This is a genomic window from Helicobacter sp. TUL (assembly GCF_002287135.1).
Lineage (GTDB): Bacteria > Campylobacterota > Campylobacteria > Campylobacterales > Helicobacteraceae > Helicobacter_F.
Map to the genome: position 1 here is coordinate 115,501 of NZ_NESU01000001.1, position 25,359 is coordinate 140,859.

Below are 25,359 nucleotides of genomic sequence, written 5' to 3' on the forward strand. Positions count from 1 at the left end.
AATTTACATCATATTATAGCTTAAAGCCTTTATTAACAAAAATTAACATATCACTTTTATAATATCACCTTTATTTCACGTATCCAAGGAGCTTACTTATGAAAACGCTAATATTATTCGCCCACACTTTTTGGGAAAATTCTAAAGTCAATAAGGCGCTTTTAGAATCTGTGCAAGGATTACCAAATCTCACAATAGAAAACCTCACTCTCACCTGTCCTAACGCCACAATCGATGTAAATGCGCAAAAATCTCTTCTCAAAGACGCAGATACCATTATTTTCCAATTTCCACTTTTTTGGTTTAGCACACCAAGTTTGCTTAAAGAATGGCAAGATAGAGTTTTGACAGGTATTTTGTATGGCGATGACCCAAAAATGCTAAATGGTAAAACTTTTGGGATTGTAACAACAGCAGGTGGTGCAGAATCTAGCTATGATGGACATCATGGAGCTACAATAAAAGGATATTTTTGTGCCAATTTATCATAGCTTTAGCTATTTGGGAGTGAAGCCTAAAGAAGCATTTTGTATCTTTAGTGCTAATGCCTCTAATCTCCCTATCGATAAATACAAAGCCTATCTAGGCGTATGATACTTTGTGTAAGCTCTGCTGTTAGCAGAGTTTGGGCTTATGTTATTGTGTATTTTCTAAAAATGCACGGAGTTTTTTGTATTCATCTTTTGTAAAATATCGCCATTTACCGCAAGGCAGTCTATTGAGATTGCAAAACCCAAAACCCACACGCTTTAAATCTAAAATTTCATACCCAAATTGTGCAAAAAATCGTCGTAATTCGCGGTTTTTCCCTTCCTCCAAAACCACACGCACGCGTGGCAAGGCACTATCACGCAAAATTTCAAAATCCAAAAATGGCGCAAGTGTGAGAGAGCGAATCGTATTAAGCGTATGTGCGCCTTTGGTATTTGTGATTTCAAAATTTTTACCTTCTTCAAGCATTGTCCGCACACAATCTAAAAGCTTTGGCGTAAGTGGGGCAGAGAGTTTAAGATTATAAGTGCGCGCAAGAGGAGCCATACTAAGGCTATGCACAACTTGCTTATTATCACTCAAAATAAGTAAGCCTTCACTCGCATAATCTAAGCGCCCAACATAGCTAAACCCCCTAAACTTTGAATCTAAACTATCATAAATAACTTTTCGCCCCCTATCATCGCTTTTACTTACCAATTCACCTTTGGGTTTGTGATAAATAATGGCGGTATATTTTTGATTTGGATACAAACGCTTACCATCAATAAATACTTTATCGTGTTGCCCAAGCACACTCTGTAATGTAGCTCGTGTGTGATTGAGCTTCACGCGTCCAGATTCTATAAGTTTATCAGCCTCACGACGCGAAAATTTTGAATTATGAGCAATGTATTGATTGAGGCGCACGGCATTCCTTTGTAATAAATTCTAGCAATTGTAACAAAATTCCTATTAATTCCCTTACGCTCATTATCTTGACATTGCACAAAACAATCCATAATGCCACACAATCACCCAAAGGAGAGGTTATGCAATATAAGCTTATGATGTTTGGATTTTCGGCATTATGTGTAGATTTACAAGAAGTCTTGGAGCGTCTTAAAAATTACCCACCCGAGCGGATAGAGCGTGAAGGAAGCGATCAGTGCTATCTCATAGATTTGCAAAATGGCACATCATATGAAATAGCCCTAGATTCACACAAGCACTATGCTATTATTGGTCTAACCACTCCAGCATAAGCGTATTGAGCTGTTTGCTAAACTCACTTCCTTGATCGAGGCTACCTCCTTCGGCAATAAGCGCACTACCAAAGAGTAGGTTAGCAACCTTGGCAATTTTACTTTCATCATTTGAAGCTTTAAGTTTTTGAAAAATCTCGTGATTGACATTAATCTCAACATTTGGCTTATTTTGGGGAGCTTGTTGCCCCATTTGTGCAAAAAGTTGCGCCAACATAGGATTATCATCTTGTTTGATAAGACTTATAGGAGCTTGTTGCATAAGATTTGTGAGGCTTACTTCACCAATCTTTTCACCCAAAGCCTCTTTAAAACCTTTGAGGATAGATTCAAATTCCTTTTTCACCTCATCGCTCACGCCCTCATCACCAATCTCACTAAGCGCATCTTTTGCGTTGATATTTTTAAGAGGTGTCTTGTCATATTCTCCAATCATAGGTATTACCATACCATCAATCTCATCACTCAAAAGCAACACTTCAAAGCCTTTGTTGTTGAATTTCTCCAAAAGTGGCGAATTTTTGAGAATCTCTTTGTGTTCGCCCAAAACATAATAAATGCTTTTTTGTTCTTTTGGCATAGATTCTTTATACGCTTTGAGTGAAATAAATTCACGATTTTGGCTATCACAACGCAAAAGCTCAAGCAATTTTTCTTTGTTTTCATAATCGTTATACAACCCTTCTTTTAGCACTTTGCCAAATTGCGCATAAAACCCTTTATACAGATTCTCATCTTTTGTCATCGCAGTAATTTCAGAGAGAATCTTTTTGGTCGAGGCGGATTTGATATTTGCAAGAATCTTATTTTGCTGCAAAATCTCACGGCTAACATTTAGCGGCAAATCGCTACTATCAATCACCCCTCGCACAAATCGCAAATATGGAGGCAAAAGCTCTTTGTCATCATCTGTGATAAATACGCGCTTAACATAAAGTTTCACGCCACTTTGATAATCCACGCGATAGAGGTCAAAAGGTGCAGTTTTTGGGAAATAAAACAATGTTGTGTATTCAAGATTGCCCTCTACTTTGGTATGAATCCAGCGCAATGGATCTGCATTATCGTGTGCAAAAGATTTATAAAAATCCTTATAATCTTGTTCTTTTAATTCAGATTTTGGCAATGTCCATAGGGCTTTTGCAGAGTTAATTTGTTCTTGTTTTTGCTCTTTTTTTTCTTTTTTCTCTTCGCCCTCTCCTTCACTCACAATGTCTATGTAATGCAAATAAATCGGAAAAGCAATATGTTCAGAATATTTATTGATAATATTTTGAATCTCCCACCTAGAGGCAAAATGTTTTTCTTCTTTTTTGAGATATAAAGTGATTTGTGTGCCAAAATTTTCTTGCACACATTCACCTATCTCATATTCACCTTTGCCTTCACTCACCCACGCATACGCCTTATCTTCTCCTGCTTTTTTGCTCTGCACCACTACACGATCTGCTACCATAAATGCCGAATAAAATCCCACACCAAATTGACCTATCAAAGCAGAATCTTTTTTCTTATCGCCAGAGAGTTGGGAGAGAAAACTCTTGGTGCCAGATTTTGCAATCACCCCAAGATGTTCTTTGAGATCAGATTCATTCATACCAATACCATTATCTTGGATTGTGATCGTGCCTTTTTTCTCATCAAAAGATATATCAATACGCGGATTAAATGCAAGATTTTTAAATGCTTCATCAGTGAGTGTGAGATAAGAAAGCTTATCAAGCGCATCAGAAGCATTACTTACCAATTCACGCAAAAAGATCTCTTTATTAGAATACAAAGAATGTATCATCAAATCTAAAAGCTGTGTAATCTCAGTTTGAAAAGAATGTTTTGTAGCCATACAATACTCCTTAAAAAAATTTCGGTGGCATTGTATCCAAAAAAAGTAAAAATATTCTAACTCTTATAGTTTTATACTAAAAAAAGTTTATAGTATATATATAAAGTTTCTTTATTAGTTATTATAAGATTTAGATTCCAATTCGTGCTGTTGGCGAAATTCATATGTTTGAGCCAAGATTTGTAAATGTTTATTTTTTAATTCCAAAACAATATTTTTTAGCTTCGCAATATCTTGTTTTTCTAACTGCAAAAGTGCTTGTGTGTTAATTTTAAGGTTAGACATCATATCTAATGCATTTGTATTTTTGGATTCCATAAAAACCTTTCCCTGTGGTAATTTTAATGATGAAAATATAGCATTATTTTTATTATAAATTACTTAATTTATACTCTTTAGAGTATTTATAAATAATAATTTATACTCTTTAGAGTATTTTTTAAGTTTTTTATGGAATATGTTTTGCTACATAGGGCGTATGGATAAACGAACATTTAAAACATTACTAGCGCGCGCAAACCTTAGCAAAAAAGAATTTGCCCAAATGGTAGGGATTAGCCCACAAAGCGTTAATAACTGGGGTTGTAGCAAAGAATTTCCCTATTGGGTTCAAAGTTATTTGCAAAACTATATAGAAGTGCTTGAGTATAGGGCGCTCAAAGAGCGTTTGAAAGAAGTTATAATTTAGGCAGCACATGCTACAATGCGAGATGTGATGCGATAAAAGGGGCTTAGATGACATATACACACAAGATTCTTCAGCTAAAAGAGCAGCTTAATGCCTGTATATTGGGACAAGAAAAACTTATTGATATGGTGCTTATAGGTGTTTTTGCACAAGGACATATACTCTTAGAGAGTGTCCCAGGACTTGCCAAAACCACTCTTGCTAAAACTCTTGCTAAATCACTGCAACTTAATTTTAAACGAATCCAATTCACGCCAGATTTGCTTCCTAGCGACATTTTGGGAGCACAGGTGTATAATCCCAAAGAAAATGACTTGCAAACGCGCTTTGGTCCAATATTTACTAATATCTTGCTTGCAGATGAGATTAATAGAGCACCCGCAAAAGTCCAATCTGCCCTCCTAGAAGCTATGCAAGAGCGTCAAGTAACCATAGGGGAAGATTCCTATCTGCTCCAAAATCCTTTTATAGTTATCGCTACTTCCAATCCCATAGAATCTGAAGGAGTCTATGCACTCCCTGAAGCACAACTTGATCGCTTTATGCTTACAATTCCTCTAAGCTATCCTGATAGCGCAAGTGAGGTGCAAATATTGCAAAACAAACATCACAATAAAGAGATTCTACCAATTCTTGATGCCTATGAATTAGAATCTATCAAACAAGCAATACAAGCAATGTATTGTGATGAAAGTCTATATGCCTACATAGTCGCCCTTAGCAACGCTACACGCCAAAATATTCTCATAGAAAATGTCCAAGCATTACGATTAGGCGTTTCGCCACGTGCAAGCTTAGATCTAAGTCTTGCGGCAAAAACCTATGCATTTTTGCACGATAAAGACTATGTAAGTCCTAGCGATGTGCTAGAGGTGCTACCTTTTGTTTTTACACACAGAATCTTGCCTAGTTTTGAAGCACTTGCTATGGGAATAGATTCACAAAAAATCCTAGATTCCATTATCGCGCGTGTGCCAATCCCCTAAGAGAATCTAGTAAAGTCATATGCTACGCTTTAGTAAAAAACTCCCTTTTGTCAATCTCCAAAACACATACACGCACAATCTCATAGCGCAAAATGGCGATTTTCTTGAATTGGGTGAATATCTATATGGACAAGATGCGAGATTGCTTGCTCCAAAAGCATGTCTTAAATATCACAAACCAATGATAAAAATCTTTCAACAAGAAACCCTTTCGTATTTACATATTTTTTTGCTTCCAAGTCAAAGTTTATTGCTATACACACCTACAAAACTCTCTGCAATCGTGCAACTAAGCACGCTCTTAGTCCATAGCGCACAAAAATTTGGCTTAAAACCAATCTTGCATTATCTTCACTCACATTCACCACAAATCTACACAACACCCGCACATATATATACGATGCTACATACACTCCAAGATATGACATTGTTAGCCAAAGATCAACTCAATCATAGCACAGAAATTTTTCATCACATCATCGCACACAAACACAAAAAAGGCTTAGGTGTCATAATAGGAGATTTTTATAAGCTAGAAACCGCGCATATTCCAAAAATTTCTCTCAAAAATTATTTTGCATTGTATGCGCTCTGTGTGCGAACCAAGCAAGAATGGGAGCCAGATTTTCTAAAATTGGGGCAGACATATCAATTTTGTGATATACAAACACAAGAAGTATGCGAAGATACAATCTCTCTTGCACAATACAAAACGCGCTTAGCACACTTTGATACAAAACTCCGTGCGTATTTTTCGCGTATGGGAGCAAAACTCGCGTATGTTAATCCACAAGATTCACTCTTAAGCCAATTACAAAAAATCTTTTATACCTAAATCTTATTACAACTCTTGACGCAAAAAGCTAAGCGCTGGCAAAGGCAATGGCAACAAGAAAGGATTTGTATTGCCACTATGGATAGAATCTAACTCTTTGCCATTTTCTAAAACAATCTTAAAAAATCGCATATAATATCTGCCATCACGCTCAAAAATCTCGCCTAACTCATTTTTACCACATACAATTTCTGAATCTAGCGGCGCAACAATCTCTAATGCCATATTTGGCACAATGGTATGTTTGCAAAGTGCCACCTTACCATTCTCATCTACTTGTGCATTGACTTGGTAGCTTCCCTCGCTTATGGCGCTTTGGTGGTTTTGTGTATCAAGACGTTGATGTGGGCGATGCACAAGATACCCATCGCTAAACCCTCGATTTTTCAATGTGTGCAATTCAAATTGATACCAATCCTCATCAAATCTATCATTATAATAATCATCAAGTGCTTTGCGATATGTGCGTGCAGTGATAGCAGCATAATATGCGGACTTGGTGCGTCCCTCGATTTTGAGTGCGTCAATAGCTCCAGAATCCAAAATTTCTCTTAAATGACTTGCAAGATTTAAATCCTTAGAGTTAAAAATATGCGTGCCCACACCTTCTTCTTCTTGAAGTCTCATTAACACATCATTATCAGGATTTTTGACATAAAATTCATGTCCATCAAATCGCACAAGCTCATCGCTTTCAAGGTTTCTTACATAATATTCATAATCAAAGCGGCAATCATTAGCGCAACTTCCACGATTAGGCACTCTGCCATTTTGCAACGCAGAAATCAAACAGCGTCCAGAAAAAGCAAAGCACATAGAACCATGCACAAAAATCTCTAATTCCAAATCCGGTAAAGCCTTTTTTATTTCTATCGCATCTTTTAGGCTTAATTCACGCGCCGCAACAATGCGCTTTACACCCATTTCATAAAAAACCTGCGCGTCCAAAACATTTAGCACATTGGCTTGAGTGGAAAGGTGGATAGGGATTTGAGGCGCTATGGCTTTGGAGAGCTTAAGCACACCCGGAGCTGCTATGATAAATGCATCAGGCTGTAATTCCGCCATTTTAGCAATATGTGATTCCAAAAGCTTAAGTTGGGCGTTAAAAGGAAAACCATTGATTGTTACATAGATTTTTTTACCTAAGGCATGTGTATATTTTACTGCTTCCGCAAAAGTTTCAAAATCAAATTCCTTGCCAGATCTTGAACGCAACGAAAAATGACTAACACCACCATACACGACATCTGCACCATACGCAAGAGCAATTTTTAATTTCTGAAAATTCCCTGCCGGAGACAGGAGTTCGCATTTTTTTTGAGAATCTAACATGGGAAAATCTATTTATTGCCAAATGAAGCAATCAATGCTTCAATGTCATCATCACTTGCGATATCATCTTTATTATCACCCGAAATATACACAGCAGAACTCACACGCTTGCTATCATCAATTTTCCCTTCAAAAAGAGAATTCATGTATTGCGCAAGAGCACGCATCACATTAATCACACGCTCAATTTTTTGACGATGAATGTCTTGATATTGCATAATGTCCATAGCCTGCATAGACGCATCACTCACATCATCACAACAACTTATAATTTCTTTGATCGCATTCTTGTTGTTAAGTATTTCTTCCATAGTTTTTGCAAAAGTCTGCACATGAGGAAAACTTTCACAAAGTTTGCCAAAAAGCTCTTCTTGAGATTCTAGAAATTTCTTAACTTGCTTGAGTTTTTTTGTGGCGTTATCAGCCGCAGATCCCATAATTTCAAGCTGATCAAAAATCTGTGTAGCCTTAACTTCAGAATCTTTGGTAACATCATCAAGCTGGTGGACAACCTTATGATCCTCTGTAGGTGGTGGAGGTGGCCATTTTTTATCTGCCTCCACACGATAATTTTCTACATCAATACCTGATGTTTCACTTGTGGTAGATTCTTGTGGTGTGGCTTCTTTATCTTGTATAGCAATTTCATCAAGATTATCACTATTCATAAGCATATTGAGTTCTTCTTGTGTCATACACACACCTTCAGCATAAGTTTTATATTTTTGAGATTATAATGTATTTTCTTTTATGCTTTTGTTAAAAATGATAAATTTATCAATATATCAACAAGCATTACATTTTTGTCTCTTTGCTTTCTTAAAATCATATCGCAACTTATAATCTAGCAGCATTGATACTGACTTACAAATGCAGACAAAAGGCATTATACTGCCATAACATCTGCTTTCATTACATAAAAACGATAAAACTCTTTAATATTTTTTCACAGAATCTTACAAGTGATACAAATTTATTTTGTGATGTATTGAAAAAATGAAGTTTATAAGTATAGATAAAGGAGGGTTTTGAGATGCCCAAAACCCTACAGAAGTAATTTCTATAAATTACACACAAGGATGTGTGCCATCTCTCATATCTGCGCCAATGTTATCTCTGTTTGTTGAACCAAGCTCACTCCATACGATACAACCATCAGTAGGGCATGCACTTGCACAAGCAGGTTGCTCATTGTGTCCCACACATTCTACGCATTTATTAGAATATACATAATAAATGCCTTCACCTGTTGGGTTATCATCATCATCTACGATTGCTCCCACTGGACATTCATCAATACAAGATCCACAAGCGATACAAATATCAGTTATTTTAACAGCCATCTTTTTCTCCCTTACATGTATTATTTTGGTGTAACCAAAATCAAAGTATAAAAATATTCATCTTAAAATAAACTAAATAATAAGAAAGTTAAATATTATTTAATCTAAAAAGCTTTTTTCAAGAGATTTTCAACTCGCAAGATTGTAATAAGCCTATCTTCACGCTTACCAATACCTTGCATGAAATTCTCACCTTCTCCAATAGTCTCTGGCACAGGATCTATATCGCTTTGATTAATTCGCACCGCCTCATTAAGCTTGTCTATCACAAACCCTGCAACTTCATCTTTATATGTCACCACAAGATAGCGTGTATCTTGATCTTGCTTGATAGCTGACAATCCAAATTTTAGACGCAAGTTTATAAGTGGAAATACCCCACCGCGCAAGTTAAACACACCCATAACATAATTTGGAGTCCCCGGCACTCTCGTGTATTCCATAGGCTTAATGATTTCTTTAACATTAAGGATAGGCACTGCAAATTCCTCACTCCCTACCATAAAGCTTATAGCTTGGAGTGTATCATCATAAAATGTATTATCCTCGCCCTGCGTTTTTTTCTTTTGTTGTTTTTCAAATACTTCTTTTAATTCTTCATTCATAATCTTACTCCCCATCCGTTACAAGATTAATATTTCGCTTCACCACATTCACAAGATATTCAGGTGTATATGGCTTTGTGATATATTCGGTCATACCAGATTCTACACCGCGCATTCGGTCAGTCTTGCTACTTCTACTTGTCACTGCGATAAGTGGCAAGTTTCTAAATTTATTATATTTACGAACCTCTGAAGCAAATGTATAACCATCCATTTTTGGCATCTCAATATCCACGAGCACTGCATCAAGTTGCTTATCACCATTTTTAACAATATCCAAAGCTTCCAAACCATTTGAAGCCTCAAGCACTGTGACACCCAATGTTTTGAGACATTTTTTCATAATAGCACGATCGGTGCTACTATCATCAATAGCAAGGACAACATAATCACTTGGTGAGTTTTTAGCTTTTTGTGCCCCTACTTCATCAAGCAATTTATTAATGCTCACTTTCACACTCTTAGCCATTGTCATCATACCAGCAACATCAACAATCAATGTGATCTTACCATCGCCACGCACCGTAGCTCCTGTAATGCCCTCGATACCTTTTAGGTAATACCCAAGAGATTTGATCACCACTTCCTCTTGTCCTACGAGATAATCCACAATCACACCAATCTTTTGATCAGCTAATCCAATAATAACCACATAGACATCACTCATCGCTTCAAGCACAGAATCTACTTTAAAAATATCTGCCAATCGGACAAGTGAGAGAACCTCATCACGGAGTCGCAACACACTCTTACCATCAACGGTGTAAATCTCATCTTGGCTAATGCGCACTGTTTCAATCACCGATGAAAGTGGGATAGCATAGTATTCTTCTTGCACACCAACAAGCAATGCTTGCATAATTGCTAGTGTCAAAGGAATTTTTAATTTCTGTGTTGTCCCCACGCCTTTTTCAGATTCTATTTCAATAATACCGCTAAGCTTTTCTATATTGGTTTTTACCACGTCCATTCCCACACCGCGTCCAGAGACATTGGTAATAGTTTTGGCAGTAGAAAATCCTGGTTTAAAAATGATTCCAAATGCCTCTTTATCCGACATAGAATCCGCTTCTCTTTCGCTAATCAAACCTTTTTCAATAGCTTTTTGTTTCAACATCTGTGCATCAAGACCCTTACCATCATCGGTTACTTCAATCACAATATGGTTGCCTTCATTGTAAGCCTTAAGTTGCACGGTTCCCACAGCAGGCTTGCCTAATGCCTCTCTATCCTCTGGAGATTCAATACCATGATCACAAGAGTTTCTAATGATATGCACCAATGGATCGCCAATCTCTTCCACAATAGACTTATCTACCTCTGTTTCCTCACCTGTGATGATGAGATCAATATTCTTATTAAGCTCTCTAGAAAGATCGCGCACCATACGCGGAAACTTATTAAATACCTTACCTACTGGCTGCATTCTTGTTTTCATAACTGCAAGTTGCAAATCTGTAGTAACAGAAGATATAGAGGACACGACCTGATTAAGCTCTTCAAGGAATTTTTCACCATCATAGCGTTCCTCTACATCGCCATAGATTCGAATAAGTCTATTTTTACCTAACACCAATTCTCCGATGAGATTCATCAAGTGATCCAAGCGACGCACATCAACGCGAACGGTTTGTTCAACATTGGTTGCTGGAGCACTACCATCCTCTTTTTTTGCTGCTTTTGGAGCTGCTTGTGGAGCGGGTTTTGGTGTCTGTGGAGCAGCTGCCTTTGGAGCCTCTTGAGGTGCACTTGGTGCTTGCACTTTAGGTGCTACTCCCTGATTTTTGAGTTCCTCTCGACGCGCTTTATCAGCTTCTTGTCGTTTTTTCAAAAGTCTCTCAATCTCTGCTTCTACTTGCTCACTACTCATTGATGAATAATCCAAATCCGGTTCATCAGAAAGTGGATTCTCTGATGCTTGCGCACTTGGTGCTTGTGGTGCTTGATCAGCTGGTTTAGAATCTTGCTTACTTGCTTCTTGTACTGGAGCTTCTTGCTCACCACCATCCCCTGAAACCTCTTGAAGTCGCTTAACAATGTCTGTGATATCAATACCACTATTTGCGTCTGTCCCATTGTCTCTAATCGCAGTTAAAAGCGCTTTCATAAGATCCACAGATTGCAACACGACATCCATCACATCAGGAGTGATTTTTAATTCTGCACGACGCGCTTTATTGAGCACATCTTCCATATGGTGAGTTAGGCTTGTCAAAATATCAAAATTTAAAAATGAACTTGAGCCTTTGATTGTGTGTGCTACACGGAAGATTCTGTTGAGAAGATCTAAATCCTCAGGATTACTCTCCAATTCCACCAAATCCTGATCGAGTTGCTCGACCATCTCGAAAGCTTCTATAAGAAAGTCTTCCATTATTTCTTGCATATCATCCATTACCAAAACCTCACTTTCAAAAATTAAACTTTTCCCATTCTAACAAAAAAAATTTTTTATTTTGATAAAATCCGCGATATTTCATCATAAAATAATCCGGCATCAAATTTTACCAAATACGCCTCCGCCCCAATTTCTTTTCCTTTTTCCTCGCTAAGTTTATCACAAATAGAAGAATTAAAGATAATCGGAATATTTTTAAAACGATCATCGTTTTTAATTTGTGCAGCAAAATGAAACCCATCCATTTTTGGCATTTCCACATCTGAAACGATAATCTTTAAATGCTCACCAAGCTTGTCGTGATATTGCCCATAAAGCTGCTCTAATTTCTCTATGCCATCCTCACCATTCACGGCTTCAACAATATCAAATCCAGCATCTTTAAGCGAGGTTCGCAAAAGCTTACGCGCTATGAGGCTATCATCTAAGATTAAAGCCGTGCCACTAAATTTTGGCACCTCTCTTTGACTACCATCTTCATTGATCATCGCTTTCATCGGATCATAAAAGTTACAATCATCTAAAATCCCTTCCAAGTCAAGAATAAGCAATGTCCTGCCGTCTTCTATGCGCGTTGTTCCTGTGATTTTTCCACGCTGATTATCATTACTCACACTAAATGCTGCACCTTCAATATCTTTCCAATTAATGCGGCGGATTCTTTTTGCTTCGTGGATAATAAAACCAATTTTAATGTTATTAAACTTCGCTATAACTACTTTTTTATGCACGCGCGATGGGTCTGTCTGCACACACATCCATTTACCCAAATCCACTAACGGCAGAATCTCTCCGCGCAAATCAAATGTCCCAACGACATAATCAGGTGCAGCAGGAAGATCAAAGATGTGATCAGGGAATTCTACTACCCCATCAACTTTAGAGACATTAATTCCATACACACCCTCATAATGTTCGCCATTATGCATTTCATAGATTCTAAAATCTACCAATTCCATTTCGTTTGTTGCAAGATGTAAGAGATTTTTCTTAGCCATTTCTACTCCAAAAACATTAGCGATCTATTATTGTGGATTCTAACTCAAAAATTCTTCTATCAATATAAAATGAAGGCAAGCACACATACAAAATATTCTCTTCTTTTGTATTGACATAGGTGCTATGCCCCAAATGAAAATGCCCCTCGATAATGACTTGAGGCATCACATCGCGCTTACAAAAATATTTCTTATAGGCCTCTACTCGTCGCACACAAAATGCTTCATATTCTCCATAAAATCCACGAATATGCTTAGAATCTATGCTTTTTTGGAGAGTGCGATACACATAGCCATGTGAGAGCCAATCCACACACCGCAACGCCCATAACCCAAAGCATGAATTTAGCACATTGATATACAACTTATATCGGATATTTAAAAACAAATCGCCATGCGCCAAACTCACTATCATACCTTTATAAGTCGCCATAAGTGGTTGGTGCTTGCGCGGCACAAATATCACTTTGGGCAAAATCTGCGCTAATGCTTGTAGTCCAAAATCGTGATTACCCTCTAGCCAATAGACACAACTACGCTCACTAAGTCTTTGTATGCACTCAAGTAAGGCTTTGTTAGATTCTATGCTTGTTGCAAGATTTCCTACAAGCATTTGGGCAATATCACCCATAAGCAATACCTGTGAATTTTGCAAAGCATTCAGACATTCCAAGAGCTCTGTATCGCCATTTTTCCAATGTGAATCTGCAATGCACACCACATCATCATGAAGCACAATAGGCTTTATGTCGCTTTTCATCTCACCATCCCACTTGTGGTATGCCAGATTCTGGTGCAAAACCACACATTATATTTGCATTCACTACCGCTTGAGAACTCGCTCCACGCATAAGATTATCAATCGCACTATTGACATATAATGCACGACCTCGTTTGAGAGCATACACATCACACATATTACTCCCACGCACATTGCTTACACGCACACTTTCAGAACAGATTCTCACAAACGGCGAATCTTTGTAGGTTTGCTTCAAAATTTCTAAGGGCTCTATATCTATATATTCCTCTTTGAGCGTTGCAAAAACACTCACAAGCATACCGCGCGTAAAGGGACATAAATGTGGAATAAAATTCACCTGCACACGTTGCATACCAAAACGCTCACATTTTTCCTCAATCTCTATTTGATGGCGATGTGCAAGGGGCGCATAACTAAACATATTTTCATTGATATTGGGATAATGCGTATCATCTGTGAGTTTTTTACCCGCACCACTCACGCCACTTTTTGCATCAACAAAAATCTCACCCTCAATGTAAGCCAAAAATGGCAATAATGCCAAAAGTGTTGCGGTGGGATAACAACCCGGATTTGCCACCAAAGAAGCTTTAGCAATTTCATTATGCGCATATTCTGGTAGCCCATATACAGCATGTGTAAGCCCCTCTATATCGATATGCGGGCAATACACCTCCTCATAATGCTTAGCACTCAAACGATAATCCGCGCTCAAATCCACTATTTTTATCCTTTGAGAATCTCCCTCATAAGCCCTTAGTGCCTTGACAAACTCCATAGCGCTTTTGTGTGGCAAAGCCAAAAATACGACATCACATTGCGCGCATACATCTTGCACACAAGCCTTAGAAACCTCTAAATCTAAAACATTATAAAATTCTTTATGCACCTCGCTTAATGCCATACCACCTTGAGTGTTTGCTACATAGGTTAATCTAAAATAAGGGTGCTTATAAAGAATTTTTACCAAATCCGCCCCTGTGTAGCCACTCACGCCAACAATCCCTGCACGCAATGTTTTCATACTCTCGCTCCTAATGCTTGTAATGTCCCTTGCAAAATCGCCACAAAAGCCCGCAAGCTTTCAAGATTCAATCGCTCCTTTGTGCTATGAGGAAACTCGATAGTTGGACCAATGGAAAGAATCTTTGTGGCATTTGGCTTTTGTAGCTCTCGCAATCTCTGTCCCAAAATCCCGCATTCTAATCCCGCATGAATCTGTGTGATATGGGGCGTAATCCCATTTGCCTCATATAGCCCTAAAAGTATAGCCAAAAGCGCATCATCATCGCTAATACTGCGTTGCCACGCACTATAAAAATCACTATATGCCACACCAAACCCAAATACACCTAAAAGCGCGTGAATACGGCGTTGCATACGCACTAATTTGGTATCATCATTCGCACGAGCAAAAAGCTCAAATGTGAGCACTCCATCTTGCAAATGCACGCACGAGAGATTTAGTGAATCTACCACACTTTTGGTGCTAGATTCTATCTCATACACTCCGCTGTGCAATGCAATGATAGGCAATAGAATCTCTTTGCTCTCATAGACTTTATGTGTTTGTTGGATAGAAATGCCTAAAGACTCCAAGTGCTCTGTAGATTCTATGCGTGTGATAGAAAAATGCGCATTTTCATAAGCACACAAATCTTTATCTCCATATACCACGCATTCCACACCCACAGGGATAGAGTTTCGCTTCTCTCCTGCACGCAATGCAAGAATCTGCACTGGTTTATCCATAAGAAAATGCGCAAATTCCACGATGGCATTAGGGATATTTTTGTGTATATCCACGCCACTATGCCCACCCACAAAGCCATGTGATCGTATCACAAACATCTCATCAAAAGTTTTCATACAAGGGTTTAGATGAAGCGTTGCATTTATATCCACACCACCTGCACACCCTAGCACAATCTCATGAATATCTTCAGAATCTAAATTTAATAGCACATCAGATTCTATAAGCATATGAAGATTTTTTGCTCCTAGCATACCTACTTCTTCATTATTAGTGATGAGAACCTCAAAATTACTCATTTTCTCACCAAGAGCCAACATACACGCCAAAGCAATGCCATTATCTGCGCCCAAACTCGAATCTTTTGCACGGAGATATGGCACCCCTTGTATGTCCTCCTCATAAGTTTGTATAGCTAGATTCTGTGCTGCATAACCCACGCACACCATATCATAATGTCCCTGCAAACAACACACTGGCTTTGTGCTTTGAGAATCTACTTTTTTTGCATAGATGTTATATGCCTCATCACTACTGACTATAAATCCGAGGTTTTCTAAAGTCTTTGTGAGATACAAAAAAAGCTCTTGGGTATGAAAGCTCCCATGAGGAATGGCACAGATTTGTGAAAAATACGCCAACACTTTTTGATACATCATCTCCCCTTAAGGCGTTTTATCGCTAAGTTTGCTATAATTTTTGCCATTATAACTTAACTTCAAGCAATATTGAGTATCTCAATATCGGTTATCTAAGGAGACTTTATGACAATTAGCATACTTTGTGGTGGATCTGGCACGAGGCTTTGGCCACTTTCACGAGAACTACTTCCCAAACAATTCGCACCAATCCTTCCAAACACCCAAAAAGATGCAACAGATTCACTAAACACGCTTTTTGCACACACACTAAAGCGCAATCAGATTCTTACAAAAACCCATAATGCCACCTTTGGTGTCATCACAAATGACAAACACTTTTTTTTAGCCAAAGATATTGCACAAGAAGTTGGCATATCTATAGATTCTTATATCTTAGAATCTCTTGCCAAAAATACTGCTCCTGCCCTTTGTTTTGCTGCACTACAAGCCACAGAAAAACAAGAAGATGAGATCATTCTTGCCTTGCCAAGCGATCACCTCATCAAAGATGAAGATCAATATCTTGCATGCATACACAAAGCCCTAGATTTGGCGCAAAAAGGCTTTCTTGTAACATTTGGGATTACACCCACTACACCACACACAGGCTATGGCTATATCAAGGCACAAAATGGTATCGTAGAACAATTTGTCGAAAAACCTGATCTTGCTACAGCACAAAAATATCTGCAAAGTGGTAAATATTTTTGGAATAGTGGTATGTTTTGTTTTCGTGCTGATGTGTTTTTGCGTGAATTACAAGCCCACGAACCAAAACTCCTTGAATCTTGCACAAAAGCCTATATCCAAAGCAAACACACTGCACCAAATGCACACACAATCCGCCTAGAGCCTAAAGTATGCGAGGATATACAAGAAATTAGCATAGATTATGCACTTATGGAAAAAAGCACAAAAGTAGCTTGCGTGGAAGGGACTTTTGTATGGAATGATGTGGGAGGATTTGAAGCACTAAAACAAGAGTGGCAAAGCGATGAAAAAGGCAATGCAACAAAAGGAGCGTATGTCCAATTAGATTCAGCAAATAATTTTATCCTTTCTGACAAACTCGTAGCAACTATTGGTATAGATAATCTCGCAGTAGTCAATAGTGGAGATTGTTTGCTTATTGCCCCACTAAACCAAACACAACGCATTAAAGAACTTATCCCAATCCTCAAAACAACATATCCAGAATCCACACAGATTCACAACACCGCCCACAGACCTTGGGGGACTTATAGTGTGCTTTTAGAATCTCATACATATAAAATCAAGCAAATTATTGTTAAACCAAAACATAGGCTAAGCTTACAAAAACACTTCCACAGAAACGAACATTGGATTGTAGTAAGTGGTAGCGCACTCGTGCAAATTGGAGATAAAGAAGTATTTTTAAAAGCCAATGAATCTACATATATTCCTATGGGTGCTTCACATAGGCTAGAAAATCCGGGTAAAATCCCTCTAGTGCTTATAGAAGTGCAAATGGGTGAATATCTAGGTGAAGATGATATTGTGCGTTTAGAAGATGATTATAAGCGCTCTTAAAGAGAGTGTAAATCTTTATTGCATATTGTCATATAGAATTTTATCTAATATCTAAAGCATAAAGGTATGTGATGAAAGAAGCACATTTTTATATTGATGGCATGAGTTGTTCAGCGTGTAGTAGCGGTATTGAGCGCGCACTTTCACGCAAACCCTATTGCAAAGATATACAAGTTAATCTCATTAGCCAACAAGCACAAATTACCTATGATGAAACCCAAATAAGCTTAGAAGAGATTTTTGCCTTTATTGCCAAGCTTGGCTACACACCTAGTATGCTCCCAAACCATAACACGCAAGATTCTCCACAAGGCATATTTGCGCGTTTTAATGCTCTAGATTCTGCGCTATTGCCACCTAAAAGGCGCCTTATTTTTGCTGGTATTTTTACACTCATCACCCTTGTATTTGCCCTAAATGCAATGTTTGGATTTCTGAACCCGCATTTTCTTATTTCTATAAAGGCAGATTCTCTCATTATGCTTGTTAGCACACTTGTTGTTATGCATATGGGGCGAAACTTTTATTTCAAAGGCTTTAAAGCCCTCATCGCAAGAAATCCCACTATGGATTCACTCATCGCACTTGGCACAAGTGCAGCGTTTTTGTATAGTCTCAAAGGTATGATTGATATTTTTAGCTTAGGGATTCACGCACATTTATATTTTGAAAGCGTAAGTGTGATTTTGTGCTTTGTAATGATTGGAAAATATATCGAAAACACCTCCAAAGATGAGGCTAAAAAGAGTGCAAATTTTTTACTTGAAATCAACCAAAAAAAGATTCTTAAACGCGCGCGCAATGATGAATGGATAGAAGTCTTGGCACAAGAGGTGCAAAAAGATGATGTGATTAAAATCCTACCTAGCGATGTCGTGGTTGTAGATGGGTTTGTGTTGGAAGGGCAAAGCAGCGTTGATGAAAGTAGCATTAATGGTGAAAGTATCCCTGTGCTGAAAAAAGCTGGAGATTCACTCTCTTCTGGCTCTATCAATCTTGATGGCGCACTGATCATACAAGCCACGCAAGTAGGCGCACAAACAATCCTAAGCCAAATCTTTACACTCATTAATAATGCCACACAATCTAAAGCTCCAATTGGAATTTTAGCCGATAAAATTGCTGGAGTCTTTGTGCCATTTGTGATATGTATCGCGCTTGTGGCTGGGATATTTTGGTGGATTATGCGTGATTTTAGTTTCGGACTTGATATATGTATTGCTACGCTTGTGATTTCTTGTCCTTGTGCGCTTGGGTTGGCTACACCTATGGCATTTTTACATGCCAAAGCAAAGGCTCATAAAATGGGGGTATTTTTTAAAACTGCAAGTTGCCTAGAATCTCTTAGTAAAATCACGCATATCGTTTTTGATAAAACCGGCACACTCTCTGAAGGGCTAGAAGTTTTTGATATCCAAACTCACATAGATAGACAAGAATTTCTCTCGCTTGTATATAGTTTAGAATCTAATAGCACACATATCATCGCTCAAGCGCTTATCGCGTATGCCAAAACCCACAATGCCACATATAAAGTGGTGCAAGAATTTAGCTCTGCAACTGGATTTGGGATACAGGGCAAAATAGACAATAACACCTATCTTTTGGGCAATCTCGAATATATCCAACAACACATACCAAATCTCCACAATCCATACCAAAACCACCAACAATCTGCCAAACTCGCTGTATATCTAGCAGATTCACATAATATTATTGGAGTGTTGTATTTGCGCGATTTACTACGCCAAGACATTATCCCCACACTAGATTCATTACGCACACAAAACCTTCATATCACTATGCTAAGCGGTGATACCAAACAAAGCGCCCTACAAAGTGCAAAGATTCTAGGCATTAAGGAAGTTATAGCGCAAGCAAAACCCAAAGATAAGCTAGATTTTATCACACACACCAAAGCACAAAACCCAAATGCACAGATTCTTATGATTGGTGATGGGGTCAATGATGCTGCTGCACTCAAAAGCGCAGATGTTAGTATGGCATATGCAAGTGGCAATGATGTAGCGCAAAATTGTGCTGATATTATTATCTACAATCGCAATGCAAAGGCAATTCTGAACGCCTACAACCTAAGCAAAGCGACAATTGCAAACATAAAAGGAAATTTATTTTGGGCTTTTGGGTATAATATCATCTTTATTCCCATTGCATGTGGGGCATTAGGGGGATTTGGAATATTCTTAGATCCGATGTTTTGTGCATTAGCTATGAGTCTTAGCTCTATAAGTGTTGTGCTCAATGCCTCAAGGTTGCGAAGATTCTCAATTCTCTAAGATTTTATATGAAAGGAATATAGTTATGGAAATCACATTAAGCGTAAATGGCATGAAGTGTCAAGGTTGTGTCGATAAGCTTGAAAAGTTTGTAGGCGAATTAGAAGGCATAGAACGCATACAAGTAGATTTACCTGCTAAAAGCGTGAAAGTAGAATTTAATGCTCCTGCTACAAAAGAACAAATTTGTGAAGCTATCTTAGATGCTGGGTTTGAGCTATAAGTGAAAACTCTTATTCAATTTTTTAGACGCTTTTTGCCCTATATCAAAGGGCACTATGCTTCATTTTTGATCGCTGTTGGCGCATCGTTATTAGCAGCACTCTGCACGGCAGGGGCGACTTATATGATTGAGCCATTGCTAGGCACACTTATGGGAAAAGTGCCAAAAGATACGCCATTTTTTAGCTTTGAGGATATGGCAAAAAATAATCTTCTTGCCATTGCTATGCCACTTTTAATTATCCTCATTTATTTTGGTAAAGCTGGTGGCACCTATGTCCAATCGTATTTTATGAATTTTATAGGGCAAGATATTGTCCGCCAAGTGCGCGATAAAATGCTTACACATATGCTAAGCCTTGAGCTAAACTTTTTTAATAAAATGCGTGGTGGGGAGCTTATGTCTCGTATCACAAATGATATTGGCATTATTCGTATGGCAGTGTCCAACTATATTACTGATTTTATTCGAGAATTTAGCACGATAATTGGGCTTATTTTTATTGTCTTTTATCAAAGCCCAAAACTTGCCATTATAGGGCTTATTGTCATTCCTCTAGCAATCATACCAATAAATATCATTATCCGAAAAATGAAAAAATATGCACGTTCCTTGCAAGAAAAAAACGCAGACATTACTTCCAAACTTACAGAAATTTTTAACAATATCGAAATTATCAAAGCAAGTAATGGTGAAGCTCTTGAGGCAGAACATTTCAAAGAACAAAACAAGCAATTTCTTAAAATCAGTATGAAATCTGTGCGTGTCGGAGAACTTACCTCTCCACTTATGGAATTCCTTGGGGCAGTGGCACTAGCTGCAATCATCTATATAGCGACGATAGAAATTCACGCTGGGAATCTTAGCGCCGAAGAGTTTGGGTCATTTGCCGCTGCACTTTTTATGATTTTTACTCCATTTAAAAAGCTTGTCAATCTTTGGGGTAATATGCAAAATGCCATTGTTGCAAGCGATAGAATCTTTGAGATTCTTAACAAAACTTCAAACATTACAGATGGCACACATATCCTCCATAAGCCAATAGATTCTATAAAAATCAAAAATGCGACTTTTTCCTATGAGCAAACACACGCTTTGCGCGGTGTTAGCTTAGATTTTAAACGCAATGAAATTATTGCCTTGGTAGGCAAAAGTGGCAGTGGTAAAAGCACATTAGTAAATCTCATATTACGCCTTTATGAATGCGATAGCGGGGAGATTCTCATCAATGATAAAAATATCAAAGATTACACACAAAAGAGTTTGAGAGAAAATATTGCCATTGTGACGCAGAGAATCTTTATTTTTAATGATACGATTGCCAAAAATGTCGCTTATGGTATGGAAGTGGATGAAAATCGCGTAATAGAAGCTCTAAAGAATGCGCAAATGTATGAATATGTCCAAGCTATGCCTCAAGGGATTCACACGATATTAGATGAATTTGGCACAAATTTAAGTGGTGGTCAGCGCCAACGCATAGCCATAGCTAGGGCAATGTATAAAAATCCCGATGTATTCATACTTGATGAAGTAACAAGTGCGCTAGATTCACAAACCGAAGATTTGATTAAAGAAGCTATTCATCTCATTCGCAAGGATAAAATTATTATTCTTATTGCTCACAGACCAAGCACGATTGAACTTGCCAACAAAGTCGTAGAAATTAGTGAAGGAAAAGTAACAAAAATACACGAGCAAGAAAAAACTTTCTTATAACATTTTGGCTTCTTAATCTTTTTAAAAGTATTTTGTCCTAAAATCAAAACATATTCACTTAATGAGGAATATAACATAATGCTAAGGAGAAAATATGCAAGAAGAGAAAGTGATTGAGAGTTACACAGGCGTAACTTCAGAACGCAAGCATAGTAAGATTCCAGCAAAACTGGATTTTTACCAAAGTGCTACAGGCTTGTTTTTGGCGTTATTTATGATAGCGCATATGTTTTTTGTTTCAAGCATTTTGCTTGGCAAAGAAGCGATGTATGCCGTAACCAAATTTTTTGAGGCAGATTTTTTATTTGAGGGTGGCAACACAATCATCGTTAGTATCGTAGCTGCAATTGTTATCATTGCATTTGTTACACACGCATTTTTGGCAGTCCGAAAATTCCCTATTAACTATAAACAACTTTTGTCTTTCAAGGTGCATAAAAACCTTATGAAACACGGAGACACAAGCTATTGGGGCTTGCAAGTTCTTACAGGCTTTGCACTCTTTTTCTTAGGGAGCATTCACCTCTACATCATGCTTACCAAACCAGAAACCATTGGTCCAAGCACTTCATCATATCGCTTTGTGCAAGATCATTTTTGGCTTTTATATTTAGTGCTTCTTATTGCAGTAGAAGTTCATGGCTCTGTAGGTCTGTATAGACTTTGTATTAAATGGGGTTGGTTTGAAGGACTTGGTATCAAAACACTTCGTGCTATCAAAATGGGTATGACAATTTTCTTCCTTGCACTTGGTATATGCACATATATTGCGTATGTATCCATTGGTTTAGAATTAGATCCACAAAAGAGCATACAAGATTACAAAGCGCAAGATGTGCGAGATTTTGGTAAATAAAAGGAGAGCAGATGAAAATAACATATTGTGATGCACTTGTAATAGGTGGTGGATTGGCTGGACTTAGAGCGTCAATTGCGGCAAAACAAAAAGGCTTAAATACCATAGTTTTATCCCTCGTGCCTGTAAAAAGATCGCACTCTGCAGCAGCACAAGGCGGTATGCAAGCTAGTCTTGGAAATTCAAAAATGAGTGATGGAGATAATGAAGATTTGCATTTTGCTGACACAGTAAAGGGAAGCGATTGGGGTTGCGATCAAAATGTGGCAAGAATGTTTGTAACCACTGCACCAAAAGCCATTAGAGAACTAGCATCTTGGGGTGTGCCTTGGACAAGAATTAAAAAAGGCGATAGAACAGCTATTATCAATGCACAAAAAACTACCATTACCGAAGAAGAATTTAGACACGGCTATATCCATTCACGCGACTTTGGTGGCACAAAAAAATGGCGAACTTGCTACACTGCCGATGCTACTGGGCATACAATGCTTTATGCTGTGGCAAATGAAGCATACAAAAATGGTGTAGAGATTCAAGATAGAAAAGAAGCATTAAGCCTTATCCACAAAGATGGAAGATGCTATGGTGCTATCGTGCGCGACCTTGTGAGTGGTGAATTAAGTGCATATGTTTCTAAAGGCACACTTATCGCCACTGGTGGCTATGGCAGAATCTACAAAAACACGACCAATGCCGTAATCTGTGAGGGAACAGGTTTGGCGATTGCTATGGAAACAGGTGTTGCAAAACTCGGAAATATGGAAGCGGTGCAATTTCACCCAACTCCACTTTTCCCATCTGGAATCTTGCTCACCGAAGGTTGTCGCGGTGATGGCGGAATCTTGCGCGATGTAGATGGGTATCGCTTTATGCCTGATTATGAACCTGAGAAAAAAGAATTAGCAAGCCGTGATGTGGTTTCACGCAGAATGATTCAAAGAATTCGCGAGGGTAAAGGTGTTAAATCCCCATATGGAGAGCATTTGTGGCTTGATATTTCTATTCTAGGACGCGAACATATTGAACGCAATCTCCGTGATGTCCAAGATATTTGTAAGGTATTTGCTGGTATCGATCCTGCTGATGAGGGAAGAAAAGGTTGGGCGCCTGTGAAGCCTATGCAACACTACTCAATGGGTGGGATTCGGACAAATTACCAAGGACACACATATCTACAAGGACTTTTTGCTGCTGGTGAATCTGCGTGTTGGGATTTGCACGGCTTTAACCGCTTAGGTGGAAACTCTGTAAGTGAAGCGGTGGTGAGCGGTATGATTATTGGTGATTACTTTGCTCAATTCTGTGAAAGCGCACAAACAGACATTTCTACAAATGTTGTAGAAACTTTTCTTAATAAGCAACAAAGCTATCTTGAAAGTCTTCTTAATAATTCTGGTAATGAAGATGTATATGTCATCAAAAACCAAATGAAAGAAATTATGGAAGAAGATGTAGGAATTTTCCGCGAAGGCAAAGGCTTACAAGATGCAGTAACACGACTAGAAGAACTCTATAAACGCAGCAAAAATATCCAAGTCAAAAACAAAAAGCTTCACGATAATCCAGAACTTGAAGATGCCTATCGTGTGCCAAGAATGCTAAAAATAGCACTTTGTGTGGCGCTTGGAGCATTACAAAGAACAGAATCTAGAGGCGCACATAGCCGCGAAGACTATCCAAAACGAGATGACCTCAATTGGCTTAAACGCACACTTGCAAGTTGGGAAGATCCAAACCAAACACTACCAACCATTACCTATGAAGATTTGGATATTATGAAAATGGAACTTGCACCTGGATTCCGCGGATATGGGGCTAAAGACAATATGATAGAAAACCCTCTCTCTGCACAAAGACAAGCACAAATAGATGCTATCACGCAAGAGATTCAAAGCAAAGGTGGTGATAGATACGCTATCCAAGAAGCACTAATGCCTTTTGAGCTACAAAGCAAATTTAAGGCAAGAAACCAACGATTAGGAGATAAATAATGAGCACACAAGCAAGAACCTTAACCATTAAAGCATTAAAGTTTGATCCACAAAGTGCTGTTTCTAAGCCACATTTTCGAGAATATAAACTTCAAGAAACAGATTCTATGACTATTTTTATCGCGCTCAATCTCATTCGCGAACACCAAGATCCGGATTTGAGTTTTGACTTTGTGTGTCGTGCAGGGATTTGTGGAAGCTGTGGTATGATGATCAATGGACGTCCGCGCCTTGCGTGTCGCACACTCACAAAAGATCTACCTGAAGTCATCACACTTATGCCTCTACCGGCGTTTAAACTCATTAAAGATTTGAGTGTTAATACCGGTGAGTGGTTTGAGGGAATGACAAAACGCGTAGAAAGCTGGATACATTCTCAAAAAGAAGTAGATATCTCTGCATTAGAAGAGCGTGTAGAGCCTGAAGTCGCACAAGAAGTCTTTGAGCTTGATCGCTGTATTGAATGCGGTTGCTGCATAGCAGGTTGTGCAACAAAAGTAATGCGTGAAGATTTCTTGGGAGCTGCTGGTATGAATCGCGTCGTGCGATTTATGATTGACCCACACGATGAGCGCAGCGATGAAGACTACTATGAACTCGTGGGAAATGACAATGGTGTCTTTGGCTGTATGAGTCTTATTGCTTGTCATGATGTCTGCCCAAAAGAACTTCCATTACAAAGCAAAATAGCTTATCTCCGACGAAAAATGGTAGCCGTAGGAATGAAATAACCCCCTCACTTCTCTTGTGGCACACACAAGAGAAGTACATCCAATACTTTTGATTTTTCAAAAA

General features: G+C 38.3%; 24 protein-coding genes. 12 read left to right on the forward strand and 12 right to left on the reverse strand.

What is annotated here, in order from left to right; genetic code table 11:
* The first annotated feature begins 98 nt into the window (after nucleotides 1–98).
* Nucleotides 99–491 carry an NAD(P)H-dependent oxidoreductase gene (locus B9T66_RS00580; RefSeq protein ID WP_257874552.1) on the forward strand — a complete coding sequence of 131 codons (393 nt, stop codon included), beginning with the start codon at nucleotides 99–101 and terminating at the stop codon, nucleotides 489–491.
* A 145-nt stretch (nucleotides 492–636) separates the two neighbouring features.
* Here the strand turns inward: B9T66_RS00580 and B9T66_RS00585 are convergent, their stop codons facing one another.
* Nucleotides 637–1,401, reverse strand: a complete 765-nt coding sequence (locus B9T66_RS00585) for a pseudouridine synthase (RefSeq protein WP_095627048.1) — start codon at nucleotides 1,399–1,401, stop codon at nucleotides 637–639.
* A 122-nt stretch (nucleotides 1,402–1,523) separates the two neighbouring features.
* On the opposite strand from B9T66_RS00585, the gene B9T66_RS00590 reads away from it, so the two are divergent.
* On the forward strand, nucleotides 1,524–1,736 hold the full coding sequence (locus B9T66_RS00590) for a hypothetical protein (RefSeq protein ID WP_095627049.1): 213 nt from the start codon (nucleotides 1,524–1,526) through the stop codon (nucleotides 1,734–1,736).
* Here the strand turns inward: B9T66_RS00590 and htpG are convergent.
* Together htpG and B9T66_RS00600 are read right to left on the reverse strand one after the other, a co-directional pair.
* Entirely contained in the window at nucleotides 1,711–3,579 is a 1,869-nt protein-coding gene (htpG, locus tag B9T66_RS00595) for a molecular chaperone HtpG (protein ID WP_095627050.1), read from the reverse strand. The genes B9T66_RS00590 and htpG overlap by 26 nt on opposite strands.
* Before the next feature lie 114 nt (nucleotides 3,580–3,693).
* Entirely contained in the window at nucleotides 3,694–3,897 is a 204-nt protein-coding gene (locus tag B9T66_RS00600; RefSeq protein ID WP_095627051.1) for a hypothetical protein, read from the reverse strand.
* A gap of 139 nt (nucleotides 3,898–4,036) precedes the next feature.
* Here B9T66_RS00600 and B9T66_RS00605 point away from each other — a divergent pair, with 139 nt between their 5' ends.
* The 3 genes from B9T66_RS00605 to B9T66_RS00615 are packed head-to-tail and all read left to right on the forward strand — an operon-like array spanning nucleotide 4,037 to nucleotide 6,088.
* Nucleotides 4,037–4,267: a helix-turn-helix domain-containing protein gene (locus B9T66_RS00605; RefSeq protein WP_244914790.1), complete on the forward strand. Its 231-nt coding sequence runs from the start codon at nucleotides 4,037–4,039 to the stop codon at nucleotides 4,265–4,267.
* Nucleotides 4,268–4,314: 47 nt separating this feature from the next.
* The gene (locus B9T66_RS00610; RefSeq protein ID WP_095627052.1) at nucleotides 4,315–5,253 is read left to right on the forward strand and encodes an AAA family ATPase; all 939 of its coding nucleotides are present in this window, start codon (nucleotides 4,315–4,317) and stop codon (nucleotides 5,251–5,253) included.
* Between the two features lie 19 nt (nucleotides 5,254–5,272).
* Complete coding sequence (locus B9T66_RS00615) at nucleotides 5,273–6,088, forward strand: DUF58 domain-containing protein (protein WP_095627053.1); 816 nt, start codon at nucleotides 5,273–5,275, stop codon at nucleotides 6,086–6,088.
* A 6-nt stretch (nucleotides 6,089–6,094) separates the two neighbouring features.
* On the opposite strand, the gene B9T66_RS00620 is transcribed toward B9T66_RS00615, so the two are convergent.
* The 9 genes from B9T66_RS00620 to B9T66_RS00660 form a co-directional block, all read right to left on the reverse strand.
* Nucleotides 6,095–7,423, reverse strand: a complete 1,329-nt coding sequence (locus B9T66_RS00620; RefSeq protein ID WP_095627054.1) for a peptidase U32 family protein — start codon at nucleotides 7,421–7,423, stop codon at nucleotides 6,095–6,097.
* Nucleotides 7,424–7,431: 8 nt separating this feature from the next.
* Entirely contained in the window at nucleotides 7,432–8,118 is a 687-nt protein-coding gene (locus B9T66_RS00625; RefSeq protein WP_095627055.1) for a chemotaxis protein, read from the reverse strand.
* A 372-nt stretch (nucleotides 8,119–8,490) separates the two neighbouring features.
* Nucleotides 8,491–8,766 carry a DUF362 domain-containing protein gene (locus B9T66_RS00630; protein WP_095627056.1) on the reverse strand — a complete coding sequence of 92 codons (276 nt, stop codon included), beginning with the start codon at nucleotides 8,764–8,766 and terminating at the stop codon, nucleotides 8,491–8,493.
* 104 nt (nucleotides 8,767–8,870) lie between these two features.
* Nucleotides 8,871–9,371, reverse strand: coding sequence for a chemotaxis protein CheW (locus B9T66_RS00635; protein ID WP_095627057.1), 501 nt, complete (start codon nucleotides 9,369–9,371; stop codon nucleotides 8,871–8,873).
* A 4-nt stretch (nucleotides 9,372–9,375) separates the two neighbouring features.
* Entirely contained in the window at nucleotides 9,376–11,766 is a 2,391-nt protein-coding gene (locus tag B9T66_RS00640; protein WP_095627058.1) for a chemotaxis protein CheW, read from the reverse strand.
* 56 nt (nucleotides 11,767–11,822) lie between these two features.
* A complete protein-coding gene (locus B9T66_RS00645) occupies nucleotides 11,823–12,767 on the reverse strand; it encodes a chemotaxis protein CheV (protein ID WP_095627059.1) in 945 nt (314 codons plus the stop codon).
* 16 nt (nucleotides 12,768–12,783) lie between these two features.
* Nucleotides 12,784–13,527, reverse strand: coding sequence for a metallophosphoesterase (locus B9T66_RS00650; RefSeq protein ID WP_095627060.1), 744 nt, complete (start codon nucleotides 13,525–13,527; stop codon nucleotides 12,784–12,786).
* Between the two features lies 1 nt (nucleotide 13,528).
* A complete protein-coding gene (gene argC / locus B9T66_RS00655) occupies nucleotides 13,529–14,554 on the reverse strand; it encodes an N-acetyl-gamma-glutamyl-phosphate reductase (RefSeq protein ID WP_095627061.1) in 1,026 nt (341 codons plus the stop codon).
* Nucleotides 14,551–15,939: a M20/M25/M40 family metallo-hydrolase gene (locus B9T66_RS00660; protein ID WP_095627062.1), complete on the reverse strand. Its 1,389-nt coding sequence runs from the start codon at nucleotides 15,937–15,939 to the stop codon at nucleotides 14,551–14,553. Before B9T66_RS00660 ends, argC begins: the two co-directional genes overlap by 4 nt.
* Nucleotides 15,940–16,047: 108 nt before the next feature.
* Between B9T66_RS00660 and B9T66_RS00665 the strand changes: the two genes are divergently transcribed.
* The 7 genes from B9T66_RS00665 (at nucleotide 16,048) to B9T66_RS00695 (ending at nucleotide 25,295) form a co-directional block, all read left to right on the forward strand.
* Nucleotides 16,048–17,475 carry a mannose-1-phosphate guanylyltransferase/mannose-6-phosphate isomerase gene (locus B9T66_RS00665; protein WP_095627063.1) on the forward strand — a complete coding sequence of 476 codons (1,428 nt, stop codon included), beginning with the start codon at nucleotides 16,048–16,050 and terminating at the stop codon, nucleotides 17,473–17,475.
* A gap of 71 nt (nucleotides 17,476–17,546) precedes the next feature.
* Entirely contained in the window at nucleotides 17,547–19,772 is a 2,226-nt protein-coding gene (locus tag B9T66_RS00670; protein WP_095627064.1) for a heavy metal translocating P-type ATPase, read from the forward strand.
* A gap of 25 nt (nucleotides 19,773–19,797) precedes the next feature.
* On the forward strand, nucleotides 19,798–19,995 hold the full coding sequence (locus B9T66_RS00675) for a copper ion binding protein (RefSeq protein WP_095627065.1): 198 nt from the start codon (nucleotides 19,798–19,800) through the stop codon (nucleotides 19,993–19,995).
* Complete coding sequence (locus B9T66_RS00680) at nucleotides 19,996–21,714, forward strand: ABC transporter ATP-binding protein (RefSeq protein ID WP_095627066.1); 1,719 nt, start codon at nucleotides 19,996–19,998, stop codon at nucleotides 21,712–21,714.
* A gap of 94 nt (nucleotides 21,715–21,808) precedes the next feature.
* Nucleotides 21,809–22,570, forward strand: a complete 762-nt coding sequence (locus B9T66_RS00685) for a fumarate reductase cytochrome b subunit (protein ID WP_095627067.1) — start codon at nucleotides 21,809–21,811, stop codon at nucleotides 22,568–22,570.
* Nucleotides 22,571–22,581: 11 nt separating this feature from the next.
* Nucleotides 22,582–24,564 (forward strand): fumarate reductase flavoprotein subunit, encoded by a 1,983-nt coding sequence (locus B9T66_RS00690; RefSeq protein ID WP_095627068.1) that lies wholly within the window; start codon nucleotides 22,582–22,584, stop codon nucleotides 24,562–24,564.
* A complete protein-coding gene (locus B9T66_RS00695; RefSeq protein ID WP_095627069.1) occupies nucleotides 24,564–25,295 on the forward strand; it encodes a fumarate reductase iron-sulfur subunit in 732 nt (243 codons plus the stop codon). The genes B9T66_RS00690 and B9T66_RS00695 overlap by 1 nt, the downstream gene beginning before the upstream one ends.
* The last annotated feature ends 64 nt before the right edge of the window (nucleotides 25,296–25,359 follow it).